The organism is Duganella kummerowiae (genome assembly GCF_053572355.1).
In genome coordinates this window covers 291468-314699 of the sequence record NZ_JBKFEH010000009.1, presented here as the reverse complement: position 1 = coordinate 314699, position 23232 = coordinate 291468, and the positions used below count along the sequence as shown (strand labels likewise).

Annotated in this window: 22 protein-coding genes and 1 pseudogene; 11 read left to right on the top strand and 12 right to left on the bottom strand. The window is 67.0% G+C overall.

The genetic code is table 11. From position 1 onward, the window contains the following. Positions 1 to 88: 88 nt before the first annotated feature. The 3 genes from ACLB1G_RS12510 to ACLB1G_RS12500 form a co-directional block, all read right to left on the bottom strand. Positions 89 to 676, bottom strand: coding sequence for a hypothetical protein (locus ACLB1G_RS12510; RefSeq protein ID WP_491627535.1), 588 nt, complete (start codon positions 674 to 676; stop codon positions 89 to 91). Then, entirely contained in the window at positions 673 to 1212 is a 540-nt protein-coding gene (locus tag ACLB1G_RS12505; protein ID WP_491627534.1) for an RNA polymerase sigma factor, read from the bottom strand. The genes ACLB1G_RS12510 and ACLB1G_RS12505 overlap by 4 nt, the downstream gene beginning before the upstream one ends. An 85-nt stretch (positions 1213 to 1297) precedes the next feature. Next, positions 1298 to 2515, bottom strand: coding sequence for a glutamate carboxypeptidase (locus ACLB1G_RS12500; protein WP_491627533.1), 1218 nt, complete (start codon positions 2513 to 2515; stop codon positions 1298 to 1300). A gap of 161 nt (positions 2516 to 2676) precedes the next feature. Here ACLB1G_RS12500 and ACLB1G_RS12495 point away from each other — a divergent pair, with 161 nt between their 5' ends. From ACLB1G_RS12495 to ACLB1G_RS12485, 3 genes and pseudogenes are all read left to right on the top strand, one after another. Beyond that, complete coding sequence (locus ACLB1G_RS12495; RefSeq protein ID WP_491627532.1) at positions 2677 to 3960, top strand: HlyC/CorC family transporter; 1284 nt, start codon at positions 2677 to 2679, stop codon at positions 3958 to 3960. Positions 3961 to 4008: 48 nt separating this feature from the next. Next, positions 4009 to 4207, top strand: a pseudogene (locus ACLB1G_RS12490) (ATPase, T2SS/T4P/T4SS family); the annotation flags it as partial. A gap of 131 nt (positions 4208 to 4338) precedes the next feature. Beyond that, positions 4339 to 5556, top strand: a complete 1218-nt coding sequence (locus ACLB1G_RS12485) for a type II secretion system F family protein (protein WP_491627531.1) — start codon at positions 4339 to 4341, stop codon at positions 5554 to 5556. 12 nt (positions 5557 to 5568) lie between these two features. On the opposite strand, the gene ACLB1G_RS12480 is transcribed toward ACLB1G_RS12485, so the two are convergent. Continuing rightward, the gene (locus ACLB1G_RS12480) at positions 5569 to 8652 is read right to left on the bottom strand and encodes a sensor histidine kinase (RefSeq protein WP_491627530.1); all 3084 of its coding nucleotides are present in this window, start codon (positions 8650 to 8652) and stop codon (positions 5569 to 5571) included. A 112-nt stretch (positions 8653 to 8764) separates the two neighbouring features. Here ACLB1G_RS12480 and ACLB1G_RS12475 point away from each other — a divergent pair, with 112 nt between their 5' ends. The 5 genes from ACLB1G_RS12475 to ACLB1G_RS12455 all read left to right on the top strand — a co-directional run bounded on the left by ACLB1G_RS12475 (position 8765) and on the right by ACLB1G_RS12455 (position 11637). Beyond that, positions 8765 to 9643 carry a prepilin peptidase gene (locus ACLB1G_RS12475; RefSeq protein WP_491627529.1) on the top strand — a complete coding sequence of 293 codons (879 nt, stop codon included), beginning with the start codon at positions 8765 to 8767 and terminating at the stop codon, positions 9641 to 9643. Further along, positions 9640 to 10275, top strand: a complete 636-nt coding sequence (gene coaE / locus ACLB1G_RS12470; RefSeq protein ID WP_491627528.1) for a dephospho-CoA kinase — start codon at positions 9640 to 9642, stop codon at positions 10273 to 10275. The genes ACLB1G_RS12475 and coaE overlap by 4 nt, the downstream gene beginning before the upstream one ends. Before the next feature lie 61 nt (positions 10276 to 10336). Beyond that, on the top strand, positions 10337 to 11092 hold the full coding sequence (gene zapD / locus ACLB1G_RS12465) for a cell division protein ZapD (RefSeq protein ID WP_491627527.1): 756 nt from the start codon (positions 10337 to 10339) through the stop codon (positions 11090 to 11092). A gap of 9 nt (positions 11093 to 11101) precedes the next feature. Continuing rightward, complete coding sequence (locus ACLB1G_RS12460; RefSeq protein ID WP_491627526.1) at positions 11102 to 11275, top strand: DNA gyrase inhibitor YacG; 174 nt, start codon at positions 11102 to 11104, stop codon at positions 11273 to 11275. A gap of 128 nt (positions 11276 to 11403) precedes the next feature. Next, complete coding sequence (locus ACLB1G_RS12455; RefSeq protein ID WP_491627525.1) at positions 11404 to 11637, top strand: DUF6139 family protein; 234 nt, start codon at positions 11404 to 11406, stop codon at positions 11635 to 11637. Here the strand turns inward: ACLB1G_RS12455 and ACLB1G_RS12450 are convergent. From ACLB1G_RS12450 to ACLB1G_RS12435, 4 genes are read right to left on the bottom strand one after another with little or no spacing between them, the layout of a single operon-like run. Beyond that, on the bottom strand, positions 11612 to 12571 hold the full coding sequence (locus ACLB1G_RS12450; RefSeq protein WP_491627524.1) for a glycosyltransferase family 9 protein: 960 nt from the start codon (positions 12569 to 12571) through the stop codon (positions 11612 to 11614). The genes ACLB1G_RS12455 and ACLB1G_RS12450 overlap by 26 nt on opposite strands. A 7-nt stretch (positions 12572 to 12578) precedes the next feature. Next, complete coding sequence (dnaE, locus tag ACLB1G_RS12445; protein ID WP_491627523.1) at positions 12579 to 16118, bottom strand: DNA polymerase III subunit alpha; 3540 nt, start codon at positions 16116 to 16118, stop codon at positions 12579 to 12581. A 54-nt stretch (positions 16119 to 16172) separates the two neighbouring features. Further along, positions 16173 to 16538: a DUF7684 family protein gene (locus ACLB1G_RS12440; RefSeq protein WP_491627522.1), complete on the bottom strand. Its 366-nt coding sequence runs from the start codon at positions 16536 to 16538 to the stop codon at positions 16173 to 16175. A gap of 43 nt (positions 16539 to 16581) precedes the next feature. Then, positions 16582 to 16806 carry a hypothetical protein gene (locus ACLB1G_RS12435; RefSeq protein WP_491627521.1) on the bottom strand — a complete coding sequence of 75 codons (225 nt, stop codon included), beginning with the start codon at positions 16804 to 16806 and terminating at the stop codon, positions 16582 to 16584. Positions 16807 to 17028: 222 nt separating this feature from the next. On the opposite strand from ACLB1G_RS12435, the gene ACLB1G_RS12430 reads away from it, so the two are divergent. Both ACLB1G_RS12430 and ACLB1G_RS12425 read left to right on the top strand, forming a co-directional pair. Then, complete coding sequence (locus tag ACLB1G_RS12430) at positions 17029 to 18183, top strand: zinc-dependent alcohol dehydrogenase (RefSeq protein WP_491627520.1); 1155 nt, start codon at positions 17029 to 17031, stop codon at positions 18181 to 18183. Next, on the top strand, positions 18176 to 18676 hold the full coding sequence (locus ACLB1G_RS12425) for a hypothetical protein (RefSeq protein ID WP_491627519.1): 501 nt from the start codon (positions 18176 to 18178) through the stop codon (positions 18674 to 18676). Before ACLB1G_RS12430 ends, ACLB1G_RS12425 begins: the two co-directional genes overlap by 8 nt. 112 nt (positions 18677 to 18788) lie before the next feature. Here the strand turns inward: ACLB1G_RS12425 and ACLB1G_RS12420 are convergent, their stop codons facing one another. After that, on the bottom strand, positions 18789 to 19115 hold the full coding sequence (locus ACLB1G_RS12420) for a hypothetical protein (protein WP_491627518.1): 327 nt from the start codon (positions 19113 to 19115) through the stop codon (positions 18789 to 18791). 262 nt (positions 19116 to 19377) lie between these two features. Between ACLB1G_RS12420 and ACLB1G_RS12415 the strand changes: the two genes are divergently transcribed. After that, complete coding sequence (locus ACLB1G_RS12415) at positions 19378 to 20268, top strand: sulfurtransferase (protein WP_491627517.1); 891 nt, start codon at positions 19378 to 19380, stop codon at positions 20266 to 20268. Between the two features lie 56 nt (positions 20269 to 20324). Here the strand turns inward: ACLB1G_RS12415 and ACLB1G_RS12410 are convergent, their stop codons facing one another. The 3 genes from ACLB1G_RS12410 to ACLB1G_RS12400 are packed head-to-tail and all read right to left on the bottom strand — an operon-like array spanning position 20325 to position 23229. Continuing rightward, entirely contained in the window at positions 20325 to 20534 is a 210-nt protein-coding gene (locus ACLB1G_RS12410) for a DUF6447 family protein (RefSeq protein ID WP_491627516.1), read from the bottom strand. An 8-nt stretch (positions 20535 to 20542) separates the two neighbouring features. Then, a complete protein-coding gene (locus ACLB1G_RS12405; RefSeq protein ID WP_491627515.1) occupies positions 20543 to 21871 on the bottom strand; it encodes a TolC family outer membrane protein in 1329 nt (442 codons plus the stop codon). Beyond that, on the bottom strand, positions 21871 to 23229 hold the full coding sequence (locus ACLB1G_RS12400; protein WP_491627514.1) for an HlyD family type I secretion periplasmic adaptor subunit: 1359 nt from the start codon (positions 23227 to 23229) through the stop codon (positions 21871 to 21873). The genes ACLB1G_RS12405 and ACLB1G_RS12400 overlap by 1 nt, the downstream gene beginning before the upstream one ends. Positions 23230 to 23232 lie beyond the last annotated feature (3 nt).

The window sequence follows — 23232 nt, the reverse complement described above, 5'->3', positions numbered from 1 at the left end:
ACTGGACAATAAACCGCTGCAGGCCTGATTGCACACGCTGGAAATTAGACGCCTCCGTTAGCCCTTCCGTTCTGATAGCTAGCGCACCTTAGTCCACATTTTCCTGCCCGCCGTCCTCGCGCTCCATGCGATCGAGTTCGCGCTGCAGCTGATTGGCCGCGCGGCGGTTCACCAGGATCACGGCCAGCAGCACCACGGCGATCAGCAGGTTGGCGGCCAGCCCCCGCGCGAACGGCGCGCCCGGCGCCAGCTGGCTCTCCACGCCCCAGCGGAACAGTATCAGCCCCGGGACGTAGGGCGCCACATACCAGCGCCACGCGCTGCGCAGGGCGTCGCGCTGGCGCCGCAATTGGGCGCGATGGAACTCGCGGCTGGCGACGGCGCCGCTGTCGGCCGGCAGCGCGCGCCGGGACGCCCGCCGGCGCAGCTGGAACAGCACCAGCAGGGTGGCCGCCATCACCAGCGCGCTGCCGATGCGCACCAGCGGCGCCGGAAAAGCCCAGATGTAAAAACCGAAGCAGGCCAGCACCGCCACCCCGGCCAGGTATTCGGCCAGGTTGCGCAGGCCCACGCGGCGCTGCATGGCGGCGGCGCGCCGGCGCAGCGCGGCCGTATCGAAGTGGGGGGCGGCGGCCGGCTGCGATTGCCACAGCTGTTTCAAATCCTCGTCGTTCATGGACGGCTCCTCAGTTGTTGCGCCAGTGCGGCCTTGATGCGGTGCACCTTGGTGGCGACATTGCGGGCCGACAGTCCCGTGATCTCGCCGATGGCGGCGGCCTCCATGTCTTCCAGGTAGAGCAGCATCACGGCGCGGTCCAGGGGCGCCAGGCGGTGGACCAGCGCCAGCAGGCGTTCCAGGTCCAGGCGGCGTTCGGTGATGGCCATGTCGGCCTGCTCGTCGGCCACCCGCCCGGCCTGGCCGTCGAGGTCCAGGTCAAGCCGCTCCACCGTGCGCAGGCTGCGCTGCACATGGCTGGCGCACACATTGTGGGCCACGCGGTAGGCCCAGGTACGCAGTGAGCACTGGCCGCGGAAGGTGGCCAGGCTCTGCCACAGGGCGACGTGGACATCCTGCAGCAGTTCCTGGCGGCGCGCCGGTGCGCGCTCGTAGCCGTGCACGAAGCGCGCCAGTTCCGCGCCGTGGCGGCTGGCCACCTCGCGGTAGGCGCGCTCCTGGTCCTGGTCAGGCGGGGCGGGTGGTCTTGGTGTCATGGCGGGGGCGTATCCTGCCGGTGCAGGCGCTGTGTCGATACCCGGGTAGTCGGGCCGCGGCCGGATTTCTTACAGCTTCCCGCCATTATTTTGCGGCGCCATACTCCATCATCAGGCGCGCCAGCAGGTAGAGGCGCGGCACGATGCTGTCCAGCTCGGCGTACTCCTCCGGCGTGTGGATGCCGCCGCCCACGATGCCCAGGCCGTCCAGGGTGGGCACGCCCGCCGCCGCGATCAGGCTGGCGTCGGCCGCGCCGCCCGTGCCTTCCAGCGTCAGCTTGCGGCCCAGTTCGCCGTAGATGGCTTGCGCGCGGGCCGCCATGGCGTCGGTGGCGGCGTTTTGCGGCATGGGCGGGAAGCCGCGCCGCAGCTGTGCAGACACTTGCGTGCCGGGGATAAGCTGCTGGGCGCTGATGCGTTTCAGGTCGCGCTCGACGCGGTCGAATTCTTCCGGCACCGCCACCCGCACGTCGGCCTGGGCCATGGCAGAGTCCGGGATGACGTTGGTACGTTCACCGGCCTTGATGACGGTGAAGTTGACCGTGGTCTGTTTGGCCGGGTCGCCCAGCCTGGACAGCTGCAGGACCTGGTGCGCGGCTTCCATGGCGGCGTTGCGGCCACTGTCCGGGGCCACGCCGGCGTGCGCGGCCTTGCCCTGCACTTCCAGCTCGATCTCGCCGCTGCCCTTGCGCCAGATCACCAGACCGTCGGCGGCGCGCCCCGGTTCGAGATTGAACGCGACATCGTGCTGCTGCGCCAGGCGCTCGATCAGGCCGCGCGTGCCGGCCGAACCGGTTTCCTCGTTGGTGTTGATGAGCAGGCTGATCTGGCCATAATCCTCGTACTTGAGCTGGCGCAGCAGGCGCACGGCCTGCAGGGCCAGCACCACCCCGCCCTTGTCGTCCATGATGCCGGGCCCGTAGGCGCGCCTGCCCTGCACCCGGTAGGGACGAGTCTTGGCGCTGCCGTCGGCGAATACGGTATCCGTGTGGGCCACCAGCAGCACCCGGCCCTTGCCGGCGCCGCGCCAGGTGGCCAGCAGGTTGCTGCCCTTGGCCGGTGCGGCGGAATGGGTCTCGATGCGGGCCCCCAGCGCTTCCAGCTCCGCGCGCACGATGGCGCCCACCGCGTCCAGGCCGGCTTGGTTGTAGCTGCCGGAATCGATGTTGACCAGGCGCTCCAGCAGCTGTTCGGTGCCGGCGCGCAGCTGCGTGGCCTGGTCCAGCACGGACTGGCGCGGCGCGGCCTGCGCCGTGCAGCAGCACATCAGGGCGGCCGCCAAAACTATGTTTTTACGCATCAATTCCCCTCTCAGACGGTGGGCAACCATGATATCCCGCCCCAAGGCTCAGCTGCATGCTTACTTGCATGGAAACTTCGCTTGCCTTAGAATCAGGCTACCTTTCACTCTGCGACGCCGTGCCTGGCCGAACAGCTCCCATGCAAGATTCTTTACGGTGACCCTTGGATACCGTGCCCTTATGGGTGCAATGTCTTGCACTCGCCCTCCTGATACTGTGCTCGGCCTTCTTCGCCATGGCCGAAACCGCCTTGATGGCGGCCAACCGCTATCGTTTGCGCCACCAGGCCAAGCGCGGCAGCCGCGCCGCCCTCACCACGCTGTGGCTGCTGGACCGCACCGACAAGCTGCTGTCCCTGGTGCTGATCGCCAATACCCTGCTCAACGCCACCGCCACCGCCCTGGTCACTTCGCTGGCCATCCAGGCCTTCGGCCATGACGACGATGTGATCAGCGTGTCCACCGCCGTGGTGGCCTTCCTGCTGATCGTGTTTGCCGAGATTTCGCCCAAGGTGGTGGGCGCCACCTATCCGGACAAGATCGCGCTGGGCAGCAGCCTGCTGCTGCGTCCGCTCATGACCGTGGCCAAGCCCCTGATCTGGTTCGTCAACCTGTTTGTCTCGCTGCTGCTCAGACTGCTGCGCATCAAGGCCGGCAGCCACGCCCACGAAACGGCCCGCCTCTCGCCCGAGGAGCTGCGCACCCTGGTGCTGGAAGGCGGCACTTTCATCCCGCAAAAGCACAAGAGCATCCTGCTCAACTTGTTCGACCTGGAAACCATCTCGGTCGAGGACATCATGACGCCGCGCGCCCAGATCGAGGCCCTCAACCTGGAATTGCCGGTCGAGGAAATCAAGCGCGAGCTGACCACCTGCTACCACAACAAGCTGCCCGTGTATGAAGGCGAGATCAACCGCATCATCGGCATCCTGCACGTGCGCAAGACCCTGGCCCTGCTGGACCAGGAACAGGAGCTGAGCGCCAGCCATTTCCGCGAACTGCTGAGCGAGCCGTATTTCATCCCGCAGGACACGGGTGTGTTCACCCAGTTGCAATATTTCCAGGAAAACCGCGAACGCCTGGGCATCATCGTCGACGAGTACGGCGAGGTGCAGGGCCTGGTCACCCTGGACGACATCATCGAGGAAATGATAGGCGAGTTCACTACCTCCACCCCGGGCGCGGCGCGGGCCGACAGCTTTGGCTGGAGCGCCCAGGGCGACTGCCTGCTGGAGGGCGCCACGCCCTTGCGGGACATCAACAAGCGTCTGGGATTACATTTCCCGCTGGACGGTCCGAAAACCCTGAACGGCATGATGCTGGAGTTACTGCAAGAGATACCGGAATACCCCATCAGCATCAAGGTCGGCTCCGTGGTGATCGAGGTGGTGCAGGTGCAGAACCAGTCCATCAAGATCGTCAAGCTGATACGCCCCGGCGGCAGATAGGCTCTTCCCACGGCGGCAGTCCTCCTGCGCCAGGATACGGACATCGTCATGGTGGGCGAGATCCGCGACCTGGAAACGGCCGACATCGCCGTCAAGGCGGCCCATACCGGGTACATGGTGTTACCCCCTGCACACCAACGACGCGCCCTCGGCCTTGACGCGGCTCATGAACGTGGGCGTGGCGCCGTTTAACATCGCTACATCGATGCTGCTGATCACGGCCCAGCGCCTGGCGCGGCGGCCGTGCGCCTGCAAGCAGCAGGCCCAGGCCGCGCGCGCAGGCGTCCAGACCCTGCGCCAGGCCGGGCTGGTGAAAGTCATGGCCGGGCTGACCAGCCCGGAGGAAGTGCTGGGCTGTACCAACGAACAGGACGCGACATGGCCAACAACGCCGGCAACCAGGTCAGGGAATCCATCTTCGCCTGGGAAGGCAGGGACAAGAGCGGCAAGACGGTGCGCGGCGAGCTGCGTGCCGGCGGCGTGGCGGTGGTCAACGTCACCCTGCGGCGGCAGGGCATCGTGGTCACCCGGGTGCGCAGGACAGCCTACCGCAGCGGCAAGCGCATCAGCGACAAGCACATCACCCTGTTCACGCGCCAGCTGGCCACCATGATGAAGGCCGGGGTGCCACTGCTGCAGGCCTTCGACATCATCGGCAAGGGCCACGACTCCCCCTCCATGTCCCGCCTGGTGATGGACTTGCGTAGCGACATAGAAACGGGCACCAGCCTGAACCAGGCCTTCCGCAAGTTCCCGCTGTACTTCGATCCCCTGTTCTGCCACCTGGTGGCGGCCGGAGAACAGGCCGGCATCCTCGAGGAGATACTGGCCAGGCTGGCCGTGTACCAGGAAAAGACGCAGGCCATGAAAGCCAGGATACGCTCGGCCCTGGCCTATCCGGTAGCCATCCTGGCGGTGGCCTTCGTAGTGACGGCCGTGATCATGATCTGGGTGGTGCCCGCCTTCAAGGAAGTGTTCAAGAGCTTTGGCGCCAGCCTGCCGGCGCCCACGCTGGCGGTGATGGCAGTGTCGGAATTCGTGGTCGAATATGGCTGTATCATCGTGGGCGCCCTGGCGGCCGGCGTGGCGCTGTTCCTGCGCGCGTGGCGGTGCTACCCGCCGCTGCAGCGCGCCATGGACGTGATCGTGCTGCGCCTGCCGGTGCTGGGCGAGGTGGTGCGCAAGGCCACCATCGCGCGCTGGACCAGGACGCTGTCCACCATGTTCGCGGCCGGGGTGCCGCTGGTGGAATCGCTGGACTCGGTGGGCGGGGCGTCTGGCAACGCCGTCTACCAGGACGCCACGCGCCGCATCCAGACCGAGGTCAGCACCGGCACCAGCCTGACGGTGGCCATGCAGAACGCCGAAGTCTTTCCCAACATGGTGACGCAGATGGCGGCCATCGGCGAGGAATCGGGCGCCCTGGACGCCATGCTGGGCAAGGTGGCCGACTTCTACGAACAGGAAGTGGACGAGGCCGTGTCCTCGCTGTCCAGTCTGATGGAACCGATGATCATGGTGATCCTGGGCGTACTGATCGGCGGCCTGGTGATCGCCATGTACCTGCCCATCTTCAAGCTCGGCTCGGTGGTGTAGCCAAAACCCGGCTCAGCCGGCCGCCTCGGCGCGGCCCAGCCAGGCGGCCAGGCGGCGGCGCCAGCCGGGGCGGCGGCGCGGGCGGTAGGCCAGTTCGGCCGGCAGCTTGAGCACCACTTCCGTGCCCCGCCCCGGCTGGCTCCGCAGGTCCAGGCTGGCGCCGATTGCCGCCGCCCGCTCGCGCATGCCTTTCAGGCCCCAGTGGCCGGGCCGGCCTACCTGGCGCAGCTCGCCGCTCATGCCGCGGCCGTCGTCGCGCACGTACAGCACGAAATGGTCGCAGCCATACACCAGCTCCAGCTCCACGCTGTCCGCTCCCGCGTGCTGGAAGGCGTTGAACAGGGCTTCGCGGCCGATGTGGTACAGCTCCTCGCCCTGGGCGCTGTCCAGCGGCGACAGGTCGCCGTCCACCGCCATGTGGAAGGGGGTGTGGAAGGTCTCCTGCAGCGCCTGGCCCACCTCGGCCAGGGCCTGGCTCAGGTTGTCGCCGTAGGCGCTGGCGCGCAATGCCATGATCTGCTTGCGGCCCTCCACCATGACGCCGTCGGCCTGGTCCAGGATGGTTTCCATGGTGGCGCGCGCCTCGCCATCGACCGGCAGGCGCCGGCTCACGCTCTGGAAGCGCAGTATCAGGCCCTGCATGCTTTGCAGCAGGGTGTCATGCAGGGTGCGGGCGATGCGCTCGCGTTCGGCCAGGCGTACCTGCAGGCGCTCGCCGTAGCGGCGCGTCACCTGCTCCATGCGCAGCCGGTACAGCGCGTACAGCAGGCCGCCGCCGGCCATCACGCACAGCAGCAGGAACAGCGGCGTCTGCACGAAGGTCGGCTGCAGCACCACGTCCATGCTGGCGGCGCCGGCGCTGGACACGCCATCCTCGTTGATGGCGCTGACGTGAAAGCGGTACCTGCCCGGCCGCAGCTGGGTGTAGTAGGCGGCGCGCCGGGTGCCGGCCTCCTGCCAGTCCTGGTCCACGCCGTCCAGCCGGTAGCGGAAGCGCACCCGCTCCGGCATCACGTAGCTGAGCGCCGTGTAGTCGATGCGCAGGTTGCCGCCGCCGGGCGGCAGGGTCAGGCTGGGGGCGGCCGGCAGATAGGGCTGGCCGGCCGTCTCCAATCCGCGTATCAGCACCGGCGGCGGGAGCGTGTTGCGCACCAGGCGCGCCGGGTCCAGCGACACGATGCCGGCCGTGGTCACGAACCACAGCCGGCCGTGGGCCTCGGCCGCGCTGTTGCGGGCCACCGTGGTCATGGCGGCGCCGGTGTAGCCGTCCAGCGCATCGAAACGCTCGTGGCGCAGCGGCGCCGCCTTGCCGTCCTGCGCTCCGTCCTGGACGGCTGCCCAGTCGGCGGCCGCCACGTGCAGCACGCCGTGCGCGCCATTGAGCCAGCGGTCGCCGTTGGCCGTCACCACCTGGCCGCTGATGGAGGCCAGCGCATCGTCGCCATCCGCCGCCAGGCGCCGGAAGCGGCCCTGGCGCAGCACCGCCAGGCCGCGGTCGCCGCCCAGGACCACGCCGTGTTCGGTGTCCAGCAGGGTGATGGCGCCCACCGCGTCGGCGCCGCGCGGCGTGACGTCGCGCGCCACGCCCTGGTGGTAGCGCAGCACGCGGCCGTCGCGCAGGCCCAGCCACAGGGCGCCGTCGGCCGCCATGGCCAGGTAGCGCCCGCCCCGGGGCAAGCCCAGTTCAGTGTCGGCGCGCCAGCTGCCGTCCGCGTAGCGGTACACGCCGCGGAAGGCCAGCGCGATCCAGATATTGCCGGCGTCGCCGCACAGGGCGACCACGTGCTGCGGCGCCTGCCCGCCCAGCGGCGCGGGCGGCAGCGCCACCGACACACTGCGCGCGCCGCCGCCACGGCGCTCCACCCGAAAGCCGTCCGCCGCCAGCCAGCTGCCGTCCGTTGCCTGCGACAGGCGCAGGTTGCCGCCGCGTCCGCCTGCCGCCGGGCCGGGAAGGCCATCGCGGTCCAGCTGGAACACCAGGCCGCCGGGTTCGGTCGACACCCACAGCCGCCGTTCGGTATCCTTCGCGATATGGAAATAGCGCTCGCCGGCCGGCAGCCGGGCCGCGCGCAGGCGGTTGTGCCGGAATCGCTCCAGCCCGGCCTGGGTGGCCACCCAGACATTGCCCTCGGCATCCTCCAGCGCCACGTTGGTGGTCAGGCTGCTGAGCTGCCAGGCCTGGTCCAGCTTGTCGCGCGCCAGCTTGCCCAGCTCGAAGACCTGCACCCCGCGCAATTCCGCCGGCGTCAGGCGGCACAGCCCGGCAGGGCAGCCCAGGCCCCACAGGTTGCCGTCGCGGTCGAAGATGCCGTCGGTGCCGCCGGTGGGACGGCGGTAAGGGACCGGCGGCGGCCGCAGCCGGTCCTGGTAAGGTCCCTCGGCCTGGCGCCAGCGGCCCATGGCGCCGACCCATACCCGGCCGTCGCCGGCCTCGGCGATGTTGCTGGTCGGCCCAGGCGGGCCGCTGGCGACGAAGCGTCCGCTGGCCCGGTCCAGCCGGTACAGCTGGCTGCTGTTGCTGGCCCACAGCTGGCCATAGTGGTCGCGCGCCACGTGGTCGGCATGGCCACCGGGGAAGCCGGCCTCGGCGCCCACGGCCTGCCAGCGGCCCCGGGCGTAACGCCGCAGGCCAGTGGTGGTGGCCACCCACATGGCGCCATCCAGGTCGGCATCCATCATGAAGGTGGCGCCGATGGCGGGCTGGGTGGCGGCGGTGGCGATATGGCGCAGTGTGCCATCGCGCAGCACCGACATGCCGCCGCCCAGGTAGCCTATCCACAGCGCCCCGTCCGGCCCGGCCCAGACGTTGGAAATGGCGTCGCCCATCACCGGCACGCCCGGGCTGCCGGTGTATTTCTCGAAACGCACGCCGTCGAAGCGGTACAGGCCGGAAGCCGTGCCCAGCCACAGCCAGCCGTCGCGGGTCTGGGCCATGGTGGTGATTTCGCCGGGGGCGCCATCCTTGGCGGTCCAGATATCGTGGTGATAATCCTGCAGCGGCACACCGCTGTCCAGCGCCCGGCTGGCCGGCGCGGCGGCCAACGCCAGCAACAAGGGCCAAACCTGTTTCCATTTCTTGAAGCGGGGGGCAATCATGCCCCCACCTTGCCACAAGCTCAACTTCGCGCCTATTCCCCTTTGGAGGGGGGCGGAAAATGCTTTAAGATGGCCGCGTGACAGACTGACGCCCCGCGCCGGGCCCTCCTCCATGCCGCCAGACTCCCTGCTGCACGCCGCCCCCGCCGACCTGGCCATCAGCCTGCTGGCCGCCCTGTTCGGGCTGCTGATCGGCAGCTTCCTGAACGTGGTCATCCACCGCCTGCCCATCATGATGCAGCGCGAGTTCGACAACTACGTCGCCAGCGAAAGCGGCAAGCCGGAGCCGCACACGGAGCGCTACGACCTGGTCGTACCGCGCTCGGCCTGCCCCTGCTGCGGGCACCAGATCACGGCGCTGGAAAACATCCCCGTCGTCAGCTGGCTGGTCCTGCGCGGCAAGTGCAGCCAGTGCCGGGCCCGCATCTCGGCGCGCTATCCGGCCGTGGAGCTGCTGACGGCGGCGCTGTCCTTCCTGGTGGTGTGGCGGCTGGGATCGGGCTGGGCCGGGCTGTCCGGGCTGGTGTTCCTGTATTTGCTGGTGGCCATGACCTTCATCGACGCCGACACCCAGCTGCTGCCGGACGACCTTACCTACCCGCTGCTGTGGCTGGGGCTGATCATGAACCTGGACGGCACCTTCGTCGGCCTGCGCCAGGCCGTGATCGGCGCCGTGGCAGGCTACCTGTCGCTGTGGTCGGTCAACGCCCTGTACAAGCTGGTGCGGCGCCGGGACGGCATGGGCAACGGCGACTTCAAGCTGCTGGCCGCGCTGGGCGCCTGGATGGGCTGGACCATGCTGCCGGCCATCGTGCTGATGTCCTCGCTGGTGGGCGCCGTGGCCGGCATCGTGCTGATGCTGGTCAACCGCGGCGGGCTGGAATACAGGATTCCGTTCGGGCCCTACCTGGCGGCCGCCGGCCTGGCCTGCTTCCTGTACCGCGAACCGATCGCGGCCTTCACCGGCGTGCTGTATCCCATCCTGCCATGAGCGCGCCGTTTTCCATCGGCCTGACGGGCGGCATAGGCAGCGGCAAGAGCACGGTCTCGGCCCTGTTCGCGGCGCGCGGCGCCACCATCGTCGACACCGACCGCATCGCCCACGCCATGACGGCGCCGCACGGCCCGGCCATGGCGGCCATCGCCAGCGAGTTCGGCCAGGAATTCGTGGCAGCCGACGGTGCGCTGGACCGGGCCCGCATGCGCGCCCTGGTGTTTGCCGACCCGCAGGCCAAGGCGCGGCTGGAAGGCATATTGCATCCGGCCATACGGGCGGCGGCCGCGGCGGAGGGCATGGCGGCCGGCGGCAGCTACGTGATCTACGACGTGCCGCTGCTGGTCGAAGCAGGCAACTGGCGCGAGCGGGTGGACCGCATCCTGGTGGTGGACTGCCCCGAAGAGCTGCAGCTGAAGCGCGTGCTGGCCCGCAGCCAGCTGCCGGAAACCCAGGTGCGCGCCATCATGGCCAGCCAGGCCACCCGCGCCCAGCGCCTGGCGGCGGCCGACGACGTGGTCGTGAACGAGGCCGGGTTGGACGCCCTCCCCCCACAAATCGACCGCTTGCACGATATATATCTGGCATTTTCGCGGGGAAGGGGCACAATACCGTCGCAGCGTTTGTAATTTTGCTTGGCTTGCTTCAAAATCACGAATTATTTGCGGGTCCACCTTAGAGGATGTTATTTTGATTGTCTACGAATATCCTTTCAACGAGCGCATACGCACCTTGCTGCGGTTGGAGGATTTGTACGAGAAATTCAAGTTTTTCGTGCATCAAGAACATCCGATGCAGCACCATGTCGCCCTGTCCACCATTTTCGACATGCTGGAAGTGGCTGGCCGCGCCGACCTGAAATCGGACCTGCTGCAGGAGCTGGAGCGCCAGCGCCAGTCGCTGCTGGGCTACCGCATGAACCCCAACGTGCAGGCCGAGATGCTGGACGCCGTGCTGTCCGAGCTGGACGCCGTCAGCAGCGCCCTGGTGGCGGCGCAAGGCAAGACCGGCCAGAACGTGCGCGACAATGAATGGCTGATGAGCATACGCGGCCGCACCATCATCCCCGGCGGCGCCTGCGAATTCGACCTGCCCTCCTACTACGCCTGGCAGCAGCGCAGCGCCGAGCAGCGCTTTGCCGACATCGCCAACTGGTTCGCCCCGCTGGCGCCCCTGTTCGACGCCCTGGGCCTGGTGCTGCGCCTGCTGCGCGACTCCGGCGCCCCGGTCAAGATGATCGCCTCGTCCGGCAGCTACCAGCAGATGCTTCAGGGCAAGGTCTACCAGATGCTGCGCCTGACCCTGGATGAAACCATGGGCGCCATTCCCGAGATTTCGGCCAACAAATACATGCTATGGGTCCGCTTCACCACCCAGGGCGGTGATTTGAAACCCAAGCATCTGGAAGAAGATGTACCATTCGAGCTTACGCTTTGTAATTTCTAATGGTTTGCCATGGCTACTGTAGTTGACTGCCCGACCTGCTCCAAAAAAGTGGAGTGGAAGCCGGAAAATAAATACCGCCCGTTCTGTTCAGAGCGCTGCAAGAAAATCGACCTGGGCGCTTGGGCCGAGGAAAAATACACGATTCCCGCCGCCCCTCCCCGCGATCCCCAGGACGAGGAATAAGCTCGGGTCAGGGCCGACATTCGTACATGAGCTCGTGTACGGATGTTGGCTCTGGCCCCGGTTTTATTCGGGCGGCGGGCTGCGCCGAATTGCGCTACCATGAACTTTTCGTCCACAGGAGGGTAGCCATGCGCGTCGATATTTACCGCCGAGCGGAACACGAAGGCCAGTTTTCCTATCTCGCAGTGCCTGAAGGCAAGCGAATTCCCGAAGAAGCCACCAATACCGATTGGGAGCCGGAAGCCCAGCAGGTCGAGGTGGACGAAAGCCACGACCAGCTGCCCGGCTACCATATCGACCAGCCCCTGGCCCAGATCAGCGACAAGGGCTACGCCATCACCTCGCTGAAAGAACTGCACTAGGCCGGGCATAGGCGGCGCGCAGCGCCGCCGCCTGGTCCAGCACCTCGTCCACGGCAAAGCCGGCAATGCTGTCCGCACTGGTGGACAGCACGCGCGCCGCCAGCGCCGTGCGCGGCCCCCATTGCACCGCCTTGACGCCATTGTTCTGGTAGATGCCGATCACGGCCCGCCCATAGGCGGATGATATGTGCACCAGGGCCGTATCCGGGCTGATGGTCAGGTCGGCGCGCTGGCACAGCCGCAGCAGGCGTGGCAGGTTGCCGTCGCAGTTGACGACTTCCGCGCCGGCAGCGCTGGCATCGGCCACGGCGCGCGCCTGCGCTTCGGTGGCCTTGGTGCAGACCAGGCATAGCCGTGCCTCGGCCGCCTGCGCACGCAGCCCGCGTACCAGCGCCACCGCCTGGGCCTGCGGCACGTTGCGCTCCGGGTCGGCCGCGAACAGGTTCAATAGCACCACTTCCCGGCCCGGCGGCAGCTGGGCGTCGATCTCTGCGCAGCAGGCCGGCATGCCGATCTCGTAGGCCGGTTCGTCCTCGCACGGCAGCCCCATCTCGCGCAGCACGGCAGCGCAGGCCGTCACCTTGTGCTGCAAGGGTCCGGCGTTATAGGCGCGCAGGTCGATCACCTTGCCGGGGTTGGCCAGCCACAGCAGCAGCTTGTTCTTTTCCTTGCGCAGGCGCTGCCAGGTGACGATGTAGTCGTAACGCTCGCGCCGCATGGCCAGGCCGGCGCGCACGGTGTCGCCCCAGCCGGGACGCCACAAGCTCCATAGTTTCCCTATGCGGGGGTCGGCGCCCCAGAAGGCGGCGGTGGCGCCGGCCACGGTGGCGTGGATTTCGCAGTCCGGCGCGGCCCGCCGCAGCGCCGCCACGAAGGCGGTGTTGACCACGGCGTCGCCCAGCTTGCCGTCCTGCGAGAAAAACAGGACTTTCAAGGGCGGCTCAATACTCAATCGCCACCTCGGTGGCGCCCAGCTGCTGCTGTAGCGCCAGGCGCAAGTCGTCGGACGGCGCCACACTCCATGAATCTCCCAGCTGCAGCACGCAACCCACGCCCTGCGGCGCCACCCGCAGCGACACCGGCATGCCGTACTGGTCGCGGTAGGGCGCGAGCAGCTCGGCCATCTTGCGGCTGTCCACCGTGGCAGGCAGGGTCATGGACAGCTGGCGGCCGAACTGGATGCGGGCCGCGATGATGTCGTACACCTTCTCGGCTGAAATCCGCAGCCCGCCCGAGAAGCGGTCCTCGGACACCTTGCCCACCACGGCCAGGAATTCATCATCCTTGAACATCTTCTTGTTCTCTTCGAACAGCTCGCTGAACACGGTCACCTCCACCACCGCGCTCTTGTCGTCCAGGCTGATGATGTAGATCTTGCCGCGCTGGGTCATCTGCGGGCGGATGCCGGTGATGACGCCGCACAGCATGCGCGGCTCGCGCGAGGGCTCCAGCTCGGACAGCTTGGTGCGGGCGAAGCGGCGCGCCTCCGGCGCGTAGGAGTCGAACATGTGGCCGGACAGGTAGAAGCCCAGCGCGGTCTTTTCCTCGGACAGCTTCTGGCGCTCGGTGAAGGGCGCCGCCTTCACGTACTCGGGCGGGGCCACCAGGTCGGCATCGTCGCCGCCGAACAGGCTGACCTGGTTGGCGGACCGGGCTTCCTGGTCGGCGCACTCCATGGCGAAGCCCACCGAGGCCAGCAGGATGGCGCGGTCCACGCCCAGGCAGTCGAAGGCGCCGGATCGTATCAGCGATTCGATGGTGCGGCGGTTGATCTGCTTCTTGTCCACCCGCTTGCAGAAGTCGAACAGGCTGGTGAACGGGCCGCCGGCCTCGCGCGCCGCGATGATGGCTTCGATGGCGTTCTGGCCGGCGCCCTTGACGGCGCCCAGGCCGTAGCGGATCTGGGTGACCTTCTTGCCCGTGACCGAGGGCGGCGGGCCGTCCGGCACGAAGCGGAATTGCGACTTGTTGATGTCCGGCGGCAGGATGGCCAGGCCGCACACATCGATCGCATCCTCGACCAGGATCTTGACCTTTTCGGTGTCCTCCATGGCCAGCGACATGTTGGCTGCCATGAACGCGGCAGGGTGGTGCGCCTTCAGGTAGGCGGTGTGGTAGGACAGCAGCGCGTAGGCGGCCGCGTGCGACTTGTTGAAGCCGTAGCCGGCGAACTTTTCCATCAAGTCGAAGATCTCGTCGGCCTTTTCGGTCGACAGGCCGTCCTTGGCGGCGCCGGCGCGGAAGATGGCGCGGTGCTCGGCCATTTCCTCGGCCTTCTTCTTGCCCATGGCGCGGCGCAGCATGTCGGCGCCGCCCAGCGAGTAGCCGCCGACGATCTGCGCCATCTGCATCACCTGCTCCTGGTACACCATGATGCCGTAGGTTTCGGACAGGATGGACTCGGTGCGCGGATCGGGATAGTCGAACTTCTCGCCGTGCTTGCGCTTGCAGAAGTCGGGAATCAGGTCCATCGGGCCCGGGCGGTACAGCGCCACCAGCGCGATGATGTCCTCGAAGCGGTCGGGACGCGCATCCTTGAGCATGCCCTGCATGCCGCGCGACTCCAGCTGGAACACGGCCACGGTCTTGGCCTTGGTCAGCAGCTCATAGGAGGCGCGGTCGTTCAGGGGCAGCTTGGCCAGGTCGAAATCGGCGTCCCTGGGATCGAGGTCCTTGATGTAGCGTACCGCGCGGTCCAGGATGGTCAGGGTGGTCAGGCCCAGGAAGTCGAACTTCACCAGGCCGACCGCCTCCACGTCGTCCTTGTCGTACTGCGACACCACGCCGGTGTCGCCGGACTGGGTGTACAGCGGGCAGAAGTCGGTCAGCTTGCCGGGCGCGATCAGCACGCCGCCGGCGTGCATGCCGATGTTGCGGGTGATGCCTTCCACCTGCTGCGCCAGGTCCAGCAGCTGCGCCACTTCCTCCTCGTTCTGCTGGCGCTCCTTGAGCATGGGCTCTTCCTCGATGGCCTCGGCAATCGAGACCGGCTTGCCCGGCTTGAACGGGATCAGCTTGGACACGCCGTCGCAGAAGTTGTAGCCGAAGTCCATCACCCGGCCGACGTCGCGGATGGCGCCCTTGGCCGCCATGGTGCCGAAGGTGGCGATCTGCGACACGGCGTCGCGCCCGTACAGGTCCTTCACGTGCTGGATCACCAGTTCGCGCTTTTCCTGGCAGAAGTCGATGTCGAAGTCGGGCATGGAGACCCGCTCGGGGTTCAGGAAGCGCTCGAACAGCAGGTTGTACTTGAGCGGATCGAGGTCGGTGATCTTGAGCGCATAGGCCACCAGCGAACCGGCGCCCGAACCCCGTCCCGGGCCGATGGGCACGCCATTGTTCTTGCCCCACTGGATGAACTCCGCCACGATCAGGAAATAGCCCGGGAACTTCATCTTGATGATGGTGTTGTTCTCGAACTCCAGGCGCGCCTCGTAGCGCGGGCGTTCCTGTTCGCGACGGGCGGGATCGGGGAACAGCTGCAGCAGCCGCTCCTCCAGGCCCTTCTTGGTTTCCGCCACCAGGTATTCATCGATGGTCATGCCGGGCGTGGGGAAGTTGGGCAGCTGCGGCTTGCCCAGCGTGAGGGTCAGGTTGCAGCGCTTGGCGATTTCCACCGAGTTGGCCAGCGCGGCCGGCAGGTCGTGGAACAGCGCCTGCATCTCGGCCTGGGTCTTGAAGCGCATCTGCTCGTTGAAGCGGCGCACACGCTTGGCGTTGGCCAGCATCTCGCCCTCGGCGATACAGATGCGGGCCTCGTGCGCGATGAACTCGGCGTCGCGCATGAACTGCACCGGATGGGTGGCCACCACCGGCAGGCCCAGCTTGGCGGCCAGCGCCACCGAGTGGCGCACCTGCATTTCCTGGTTGGGCTGGCCGGCGCGCTGGATCTCGATATAGAAATGGCCGGGGAAAATGGACGCCCACTTGCGCGCGTGCTGCTCGGCCAGGGCCGGATTGCCGTTCTCGATGGCCATGCCGACGTCGCCGAAGTGGGCGCCGGACAGGGCGATCAGGCCGTTGGACGGGTCCTGGTCCGGCAGCAGGGCGTAGGTCTTGTTGGGCAGCTCGCCCAGCCATTCGGTGCGGATTTCGGCGCGGCCCTTGTAGGTGTTGGTCAGCCAGGCCAGCGACAGCAGTTCGCACAGCTGCAGATAGCCCATGCGGTTTTTCGCGTACAGCATCAGGCGCGAGGGCTTGTCGCGGTTGTCGTCATTGGTGATCCAGCAGTCCACCCCGACCACCGGCTTGATGCCCTTGCCGCGCGCGGCCTTGTAGAACTTGACCATGCCGAACATATTGGCCAGGTCGGTCACCGCCAGGGCGCCCTGCTTGTCCTTGGCGGCGGCGCCGACCAGGTCGTCGATGCGCACCAGGCCGTCCACGATGGAGTATTCCGAGTGCACCCGCAGGTGCACGAAGCCGGGCCCCACCGGAGCCGCCACCGCCGCGTTTTCTTGTTCGTTTGCTACCATGTTCATGTGCCGCCCGCTGCTGATTCAATAACCGCCTATTTTAACCTGCGGCGCGGCGGCCTATCTTTCCAGCTCTCTCAGCAGTTGCTCGCTCTCCGGGGTCGGCTGGTCGAGGATGACCAGGCAGCGAAAGCGCTCTTCCTTGGGGCAGGCGGCGTGGAGTACGAAATTGGCGACGTCTTCCACCGTTTCTCCGTAGTGGGAAGTGGTAACGACGTCGAACCGGCCTTCGTCTTCCAGCAAAGCATCGATCTCTTCCTCGATAATGCCCGCCAACGGGCCATATGCGGCGAACAGTATGGTTCCGGCCGCCAGCGCGCCGCTCACCACGCGCGCCAGTGCCAAACGCTCAGGATGCCGGGACAACAGCAGCAAGGCAACGGTCGGCATCGCTGTCCAGTTGGCGGCATCCAGGCCTTCATTCAAGCCGACTATATTCAAGTCGCAAGCGCGCATGGTTCCTCCCTGCCTACGGACGGTTGCGGATTTTTTCGATGTTGCCCCGCAGAGTACGGATTTCGGCCTCCAGGTGCCGGATTCGGGCCGCACGCTGGGCGTCGATCACGTCTTGCGGCAGATGTTCCATTCCAGACCTGACGGTGGGATTGCTTTTGAAGTCTGCCAGCTTGCGCTCGTGTTTCTCGATCTGTCTCTCCAATGAGCGTATGGCTTTGCCATCCTCTCGGGACATCATACACGCCTCCATGGACGATGCTGAAGCAGCGCGTGTGGTCACGGCGCACTGCGCGGCCGCTGCAGCGGCAAGACCGAAAGTCATACTAGGCTGGCACGCGATAGCAGTTCTGACACGCCGCAAACCCGCAGCGCTATCGTCCTACACGGCATGCCAACCCGCACCTACAAGACCGCGGCCGGGCGGCGTGCATCATGGCCTTTTGTTCACCGAGGAGCGACCATGCTGGCCATGAATTATCGCGGTCCCTACCGTATCCGCGCCGCCCACAAGCCCGATCCGGAGATCGAACATCCGGGCGACGCCATCGTGCGCGTCACCCGCTCCTGCATCTGCGGCTCCGACCTGCACCTCTACCATGGCCTGGTGCCCGACACCCGGGTCGGCTCCACCTTTGGCCACGAATTCGTCGGCGAGGTGGTCGACGTCGGCCCGGCCGTGCGCAAGCTGAAGGTCGGCGACCGCGTGCTGGTGCCCTTCAATATCTTTTGCGGCAGCTGCTATTTCTGCGAACGCGAGCTGTACAGCAATTGCCACAACGTCAACCCGGAAGCCTCGGCCGTGGGCGGCATCTATGGTTATTCGCACACCACCGGCGGCTACGACGGCGGCCAGGCCGAGTACGTGCGCGTGCCCATGGCCGACGTCGGGCCCATGGTGATCCCGCCCGATATCGATGAAGACGACGCCGTACTGCTGACCGACGCCCTGCCCACCGGCTACCAGGCCGCCGAGATGGGCGACATCGCCGAGGGCGACACGGTGGTGGTGTTCGGCGCCGGCCCGGTCGGCATCTTCGCCGCCAAGTCGGCCTGGCTGATGGGCGCCGGGCGCGTGATCGTGGTCGACCACGTCGAGTACCGGCTGGACTTCGTGCGCCGCTACGCCCAGTGCGAAGTGATCAACTTCCGCGAGGTGGACGACATGGCCCTGCACATCAAGAAAATGACGGACTGGCTGGGCGCCGATGTCTGCATAGACGCGGTCGGCTGCGAGGCGGCCGGCAACGCGCTGCAGACCCTGACCGGGCGCACCACCATGCTGCAGGCCGGCTCGGCCACCGTACTGCACTGGGCCATCAACTCGGTGCGCAAGGGCGGCAATGTCTCCATCGTCGGCGTGTACGGCCCCACCTTCAACGCGGTACCGATCGGCAACGCCGTCAACAAGGGGTTGACCCTGCGCATGAACCAGGCCAGCGTCAAGCGCCATTTGCCGCGCCTGATCGAGCACATCCGCGCCGGCCACATCGATCCCAAGCAGATCATCACGCACCGGGTGCCGCTGGCCGACGTGGCGGACGCCTACCAGATTTTTTCCAGCAAGCTGGACAACTGCATCAAGACCGTATTGATACCGGGAGGCCAGCATGGCTGAAAACACCCTTCCTGGCGCCCAGCCTTCCGCCCGGCGCCCCGACATCCCCGGCTGGGGCAGCGACCTGGACCGCGCCAATCGACCGGCCGTGCCCATGGAGCGCATGCCGGCCCGCCTGGACGGCCCGCTGGAGCCGCCGGCCCAGCAGCACAGCCACACCGAAATCCTGGTCTCGACCGAGCGTCCCGGCATCACGCCGCTGTACGGCACCAGCGCGCCGCCGCGCGGCCTGAGCGGCCAGCTGCGGCGCTACGCCTTCCGCCAGACCGAAAACGACCTGCGCCACTGGCTGCTGCTGATGCTGGCCGACCGGGTCGACGCGGTGGAAGGCGTGGGCGACGACCTGCGCCATGGCCACCTGCCCAACCTGGTCGAGGAACTGGGCCTGCGCGCGGCCTGGCGCCATGACGCGCGCGGCGTGGTGCGCAAGGCGGCCATCGGTGCTGCGGTGGTCGGGGTCGGATACTGGCTGCTGAAGCGCGGCAAGCGCTGAGGCTGTTGCGGCTGTTGCGGCTGTTGCTGGCTGTTGCGCGATGGCGGCCGCTGCGGCAATGCGGCAATGCGGCGATGGCCGCGATGGCGGCGATGGCGGCCGGACCGGCTACTCAGCCATCCTCTTCGCGCAGCCGCAGGTAGTCCTGCAGCAGCTGGCGCAGCACGGCGATCAGCGCCAGGATGGCGGTGTCCCCCACCCGGGCGCCGAGACGCTCGGCCGCCACCACGATCACGGTGGGCGAGACCCGTATGCCCTCTTCCATGCTCAACCAGCACTCGCGCATATCGACCAGGTATTGCCGGATGAAGGGGTGGGAGCGCCGGTCCCAGGCCGCCGGCGAACCCGTGAGCCACGCCTGTACCTCTTGTTCGAGGCGCTGCAATGTGTGTGTGATGTCGCGGCGCAGGGCCGCCATCTCTGCGTCATGATCGTGCATGGGAAGCACCTGAAGAATGGCACAATCCCCGGCGTCCGCCGACGTCATGCCCCGTCCACCGGACCTCAGGCGAACCGATCTGTTCGCCTGTACAGCTCCATTGTACGGAGTTGACGCCAGCGGCGCTTTTTCAATCGTGCGGCGCGGGCGCGCTTCACCAGCCTGTCACCGTGTCGCGATGCCTGTTATGTGGGCAAACATGGCCTGTGCGCGGCGCCCGGGCGTATAATGTCCGGCTGTTCCGCTTTTACATCCCCGTACCATGCAAGCTCAGATTTCCAGCGCGGCCGCGCCGGCCGCCGCTGCGGCGCCCCATGTCAATATCGCCGCCTACAAGTTCATCACCTTCGACAACACCGAGGAAATGCGTCCGCGGTACCAGGCCATCTGCAACGAGCTGGGCCTGAAGGGCACGGTGCTGCTCACACCCGAGGGCATCAATATGTTCCTGTCCGGACCGCGCGCCAGCATCGACCAGTTCCTGGCCTGGGTGCGCAGCGACGCCCGTTTCGCCGACCTGGAAGTGAAGGAAAGCCTGTCGGCCGAGCAGTCGCACAAGCGCATGCTGGTGAAGATCAAGAAGGAAATCATCACCATGCGCATGCCGCTGATCAAGCCGGAAGACGGCCGCGCCCCGGCCGTGGACGCCCATACCTTGAAGCGCTGGCTGGACCAGGGCCACGACGACCAGGGCAAGCCGGTGGTGATGGTGGACACCCGCAACGACTTCGAGGTGGACGTGGGCACCTTCGACAACACGGTCGACTACCGCATCAGCAAGTTCACCGAATTCCCGCAGGTGATCGCGGAGCACAAGGCCGACTTCGACGGCAAGACCGTGGTCACCTTCTGCACCGGCGGCATCCGCTGCGAGAAGGCCGCCATCCACATGCAGAACATCGGCTACGACAACGTCTACCAGCTGGAAGGCGGCATCCTGAAATACTTCGAGGAAGTGGGCGGCGCCCACTACACGGGCGACTGCTTCGTGTTCGACTACCGTACCGCCCTCAACCCCAAGCTGGAGCCGACCGAGACCGTGCAGTGCTTCGCCTGCCGCGCCGTGGTCACCCCGCGCCAGCAGCTGTCGCCGCAGTATGTGTACGGTGTGTCGTGCCCGCACTGCCACGGCCGGCATTCTGCACAGGCCTGAGGCCGCCCGCAGCCCGCTGCCACAAAAAAACGGCCGCTGCAAGAGCGGCCGTTTTGCTATTGAAGGGAGCGCGGCAGGGCTTCCCGCAGCGCATGCTCGTAGGCGATCCTGGCGGTGGTGTACACCGCCAGCTTGGCGTTGAGGCGCGCGATCTCGCCCTCCACGAACTGCAGGTTATGGACCTGGGCCTGCGCCTCGGCGCTCAATTCCGCCACCTTGTAGGTGACCCCGCTCACGGTGACTTCCAGCTCCTTGTCCGGTTCCACGGCAGCTCCTAGCGGAAATTGGCGGCCAGCTCGCGCACGTCGCCGCCCGACAGGACGCCCGCCGCCGCCCGCAGCTTGAGATAGGACATCACATAGGTATAGCGGGCCTGCGCCAGGTCGCGCCGGGTCTGGCTCAGCTGGCGCTGGGCATCGAGCAGGTCGAGGTTGATGCGGACCCCGCCCTTGATGCTTTGCTCGGTGGCCTTGACCAGCAGCTCGCCCGACTCGGCCGCCTTGGCCATGGCCTGGATGCGCTTGGCGCTGCTGACCACCGAGTCGTAATCGCGGCGCAGTTCCAGCAGCGCCTTGTCGGTTTCGGACTGCAGCTCGGCCCTGGCCTTTTCCGTGTTGGCCACGGCCTGGCGCGTGGAGGCGCTGACCGCGCCGCCGGAGTACAGCGGAATATTGATCTGGAAGCCGATCGACCGGGTGGTGTAGTCCTGGTCGATGGTGTTGATGGAGTCGGATTTGCTCTTGCTGTAGCTGGCCACGAAATCCACCCGCGGCGTGTGGCCGGCACGCGCCTTGTTGACCTCCTGCTGGCTCAGCGCCACGTTCAGGGCGCGCGCCTTGAGGTCGGGATTCTTTTCCATCATCACATTGCGCCAGGCGTCGAAGCTCAGCGTCTCGGCCGCGGTCGGCAGGAAGCTGGGCGACAGCGGCTTGAGTTCTCCGACCTCGCCGCCCACCACGCTCTCGAGCGTGGTGCGGGTGGCGGCCAGGTTGTCCTCGGCCTCCACCAGCGCGGCCTCGGCCACGTCCAGCCGGGCCCGCGTTTCCAGCATGTCGGTGCGGGTGCCTTCGCCCTTGTCGAACATGCGGTCATTGACCTTCATGCGCTCCAGGTAGGTATCGCGCTCGATCCGCGCCAGGGCCAGCTGGTCCTGCTTGAACAGCACTTCCACATAGGCGCCCACGGCGCGGATCGCCACCTGCTGCGTCTCGCTGAGGAAGGCGGCCTCGCTCTGGTCGGCCTGTAGCCCGCCCTGCTTGTAGCGCGCCAGCGCTTCCAGGCTGAACAGGGGTTGGCGCAGCTGCAGCACGGCCGACTTGGTATTGTAGTCCTCATGGCGGGCAGCGGCGCTGCCGGTGGTGATGTCGCTGTGCGATTTGCCGCCCGAATAGCTGCCCGACAGCTGGGGCAGCAGGTTGGAACGGCCCAGGATGCGGTTTTCCTTGCCGCCCTCGTTGGCGTAGAACGCCGCGCGGTAAGCCGCGTCATTTTTCAGGGCTGCCTCATAGACCTGGTTCAGGTCCATGGCGCCGGCCGCGCCGCACGCCAGCAGGGCAGCCGCCGCGGCCGCGCGCAGCGTCGTGGTCAGGTTGCGCATGGCCATCAGTCCTCCGCCATCGAGGTCTTGGCGCGGTCGAACACCGGCTTGAGCAGGTAGCTCATCATGGTGCGCTCGCCCGTCTTGACGAACAGTTCCACCGGCATGCCGGGACGCACATCCATATGCTTGGCCTGCATCAGCTTGACGCCTTCCGGCAGCACCTTGGCCTGCACGCTGTAATACGGCTGTCCGGTTTTATCGTCGATCAGGCGGTCCGGCGACACCGTGGTCACCTCGCCCTTGATGTGGGGCGTGGTGTTGCTGTTAAAGGCGGAGAAGATCAGCTCGGCCGGCAGGCCCGGGTGCACCTTGTCCACCAGGTTGATCGGCAGGCGCCCTTCCACCACCATGCCGTCGTTGATGGGCACCACGTCCATCATGCGGAACCCTGGCTGCACCACGCCGCCCTGGGTGAACACGGCCATGCCCTGCACCACGCCATCCACCGGCGACTTGACCTCGATGTTGCTGACCGCGTATTCCTCGGCCACCAGGCGGCTGGCCAGGGCCTCGCCTTCCTTCTGGGCGTCGGCCAGCTGGCTGCGCACTTCCTTCTGGTACTCCTGCTGGCGCTGGGCGCGCTTCAGATTGAGTTCGGCGATCTGGCGCTGGATGCGGCCGATATTGCCGGTATCCTCGAAAATCGAGGCATTGGTCTGGGAATAGGCGCGCTCCACTTCCAGCAGCTTGCTGCGCGCTACATAGCCGTCGCGCTCCAGGTCGCGCAGATTGCCGACCTGCTCCTTCAGCATGTCCAGCTGCTCCTTCCTGGCCTGGCGCGACGCCAGCAAGCCGTCCAGCTGCATCTTCAGGCCGGCGACCGACTCCTCGGCGGCGGCCAGCTCGCTTTGCAGGCTGGTCTGGCGCGAGGTCAGCAATTGCTGCTGCAGGGCCAGGTTCTCGGCCACGCGCGGATCGTTCTTGAAGCGGTCCAGTTCGGGCATGTGGACGGCGGTGGGCTTGCCGTCACGCTCGGCCAGCAGCCGTCCCTGGGCCGCCAGCGAGGCGATCAGCTGCACCGTGGTGACCTGCGACTGGGCGGTGGCGTTGATGCCGTTCATGCGCACCAGCACCTGGCCTTTCTTGACCAGGTCGCCATCCTTGACCAGGATGGCCTCCACGGTGCCGCCGGACACGTGCTGGATGGCCTTGCGGTTGCCTTCCTTGGCCACGTTGCCCTGCATGGGCACGCCCTTGTCCAGCGGGGCGAAGCAAGCCCACACCAGGAAGCCGATCACGCCCACGATGACGATCAGCCAGCCCAGCCGGCTATACGCGCTGGCGTCGGTGTTGACCGTCATGGGCGTCACGTCGTGCGTGGTGACGTCGGTGGCAAGCGCCTTGGTATCTATCAGTTTCATACG

Coding starts and splice junctions, on each gene's coding strand:
- ACLB1G_RS12510 (WP_491627535.1), bottom strand. CDS start 676: ATGAACGACGAGGATTTGAAACAGCTGTGGCAATCGCAGCCGGCCGCC.
- ACLB1G_RS12505 (WP_491627534.1), bottom strand. CDS start 1,212: ATGACACCAAGACCACCCGCCCCGCCTGACCAGGACCAGGAGCGCGCC.
- ACLB1G_RS12485 (WP_491627531.1), top strand. CDS start 4,339: ATGGCCAACAACGCCGGCAACCAGGTCAGGGAATCCATCTTCGCCTGG.
- ACLB1G_RS12480 (WP_491627530.1), bottom strand. CDS start 8,652: ATGATTGCCCCCCGCTTCAAGAAATGGAAACAGGTTTGGCCCTTGTTG.
- ACLB1G_RS12475 (WP_491627529.1), top strand. CDS start 8,765: ATGCCGCCAGACTCCCTGCTGCACGCCGCCCCCGCCGACCTGGCCATC.
- coaE (WP_491627528.1), top strand. CDS start 9,640: ATGAGCGCGCCGTTTTCCATCGGCCTGACGGGCGGCATAGGCAGCGGC.
- ACLB1G_RS12460 (WP_491627526.1), top strand. CDS start 11,102: ATGGCTACTGTAGTTGACTGCCCGACCTGCTCCAAAAAAGTGGAGTGG.
- ACLB1G_RS12455 (WP_491627525.1), top strand. CDS start 11,404: ATGCGCGTCGATATTTACCGCCGAGCGGAACACGAAGGCCAGTTTTCC.
- dnaE (WP_491627523.1), bottom strand. CDS start 16,118: ATGAACATGGTAGCAAACGAACAAGAAAACGCGGCGGTGGCGGCTCCG.
- ACLB1G_RS12435 (WP_491627521.1), bottom strand. CDS start 16,806: ATGATGTCCCGAGAGGATGGCAAAGCCATACGCTCATTGGAGAGACAG.
- ACLB1G_RS12430 (WP_491627520.1), top strand. CDS start 17,029: ATGCTGGCCATGAATTATCGCGGTCCCTACCGTATCCGCGCCGCCCAC.
- ACLB1G_RS12425 (WP_491627519.1), top strand. CDS start 18,176: ATGGCTGAAAACACCCTTCCTGGCGCCCAGCCTTCCGCCCGGCGCCCC.
- ACLB1G_RS12420 (WP_491627518.1), bottom strand. CDS start 19,115: ATGCACGATCATGACGCAGAGATGGCGGCCCTGCGCCGCGACATCACA.
- ACLB1G_RS12415 (WP_491627517.1), top strand. CDS start 19,378: ATGCAAGCTCAGATTTCCAGCGCGGCCGCGCCGGCCGCCGCTGCGGCG.
- ACLB1G_RS12405 (WP_491627515.1), bottom strand. CDS start 21,871: ATGGCCATGCGCAACCTGACCACGACGCTGCGCGCGGCCGCGGCGGCT.
- ACLB1G_RS12400 (WP_491627514.1), bottom strand. CDS start 23,229: ATGAAACTGATAGATACCAAGGCGCTTGCCACCGACGTCACCACGCAC.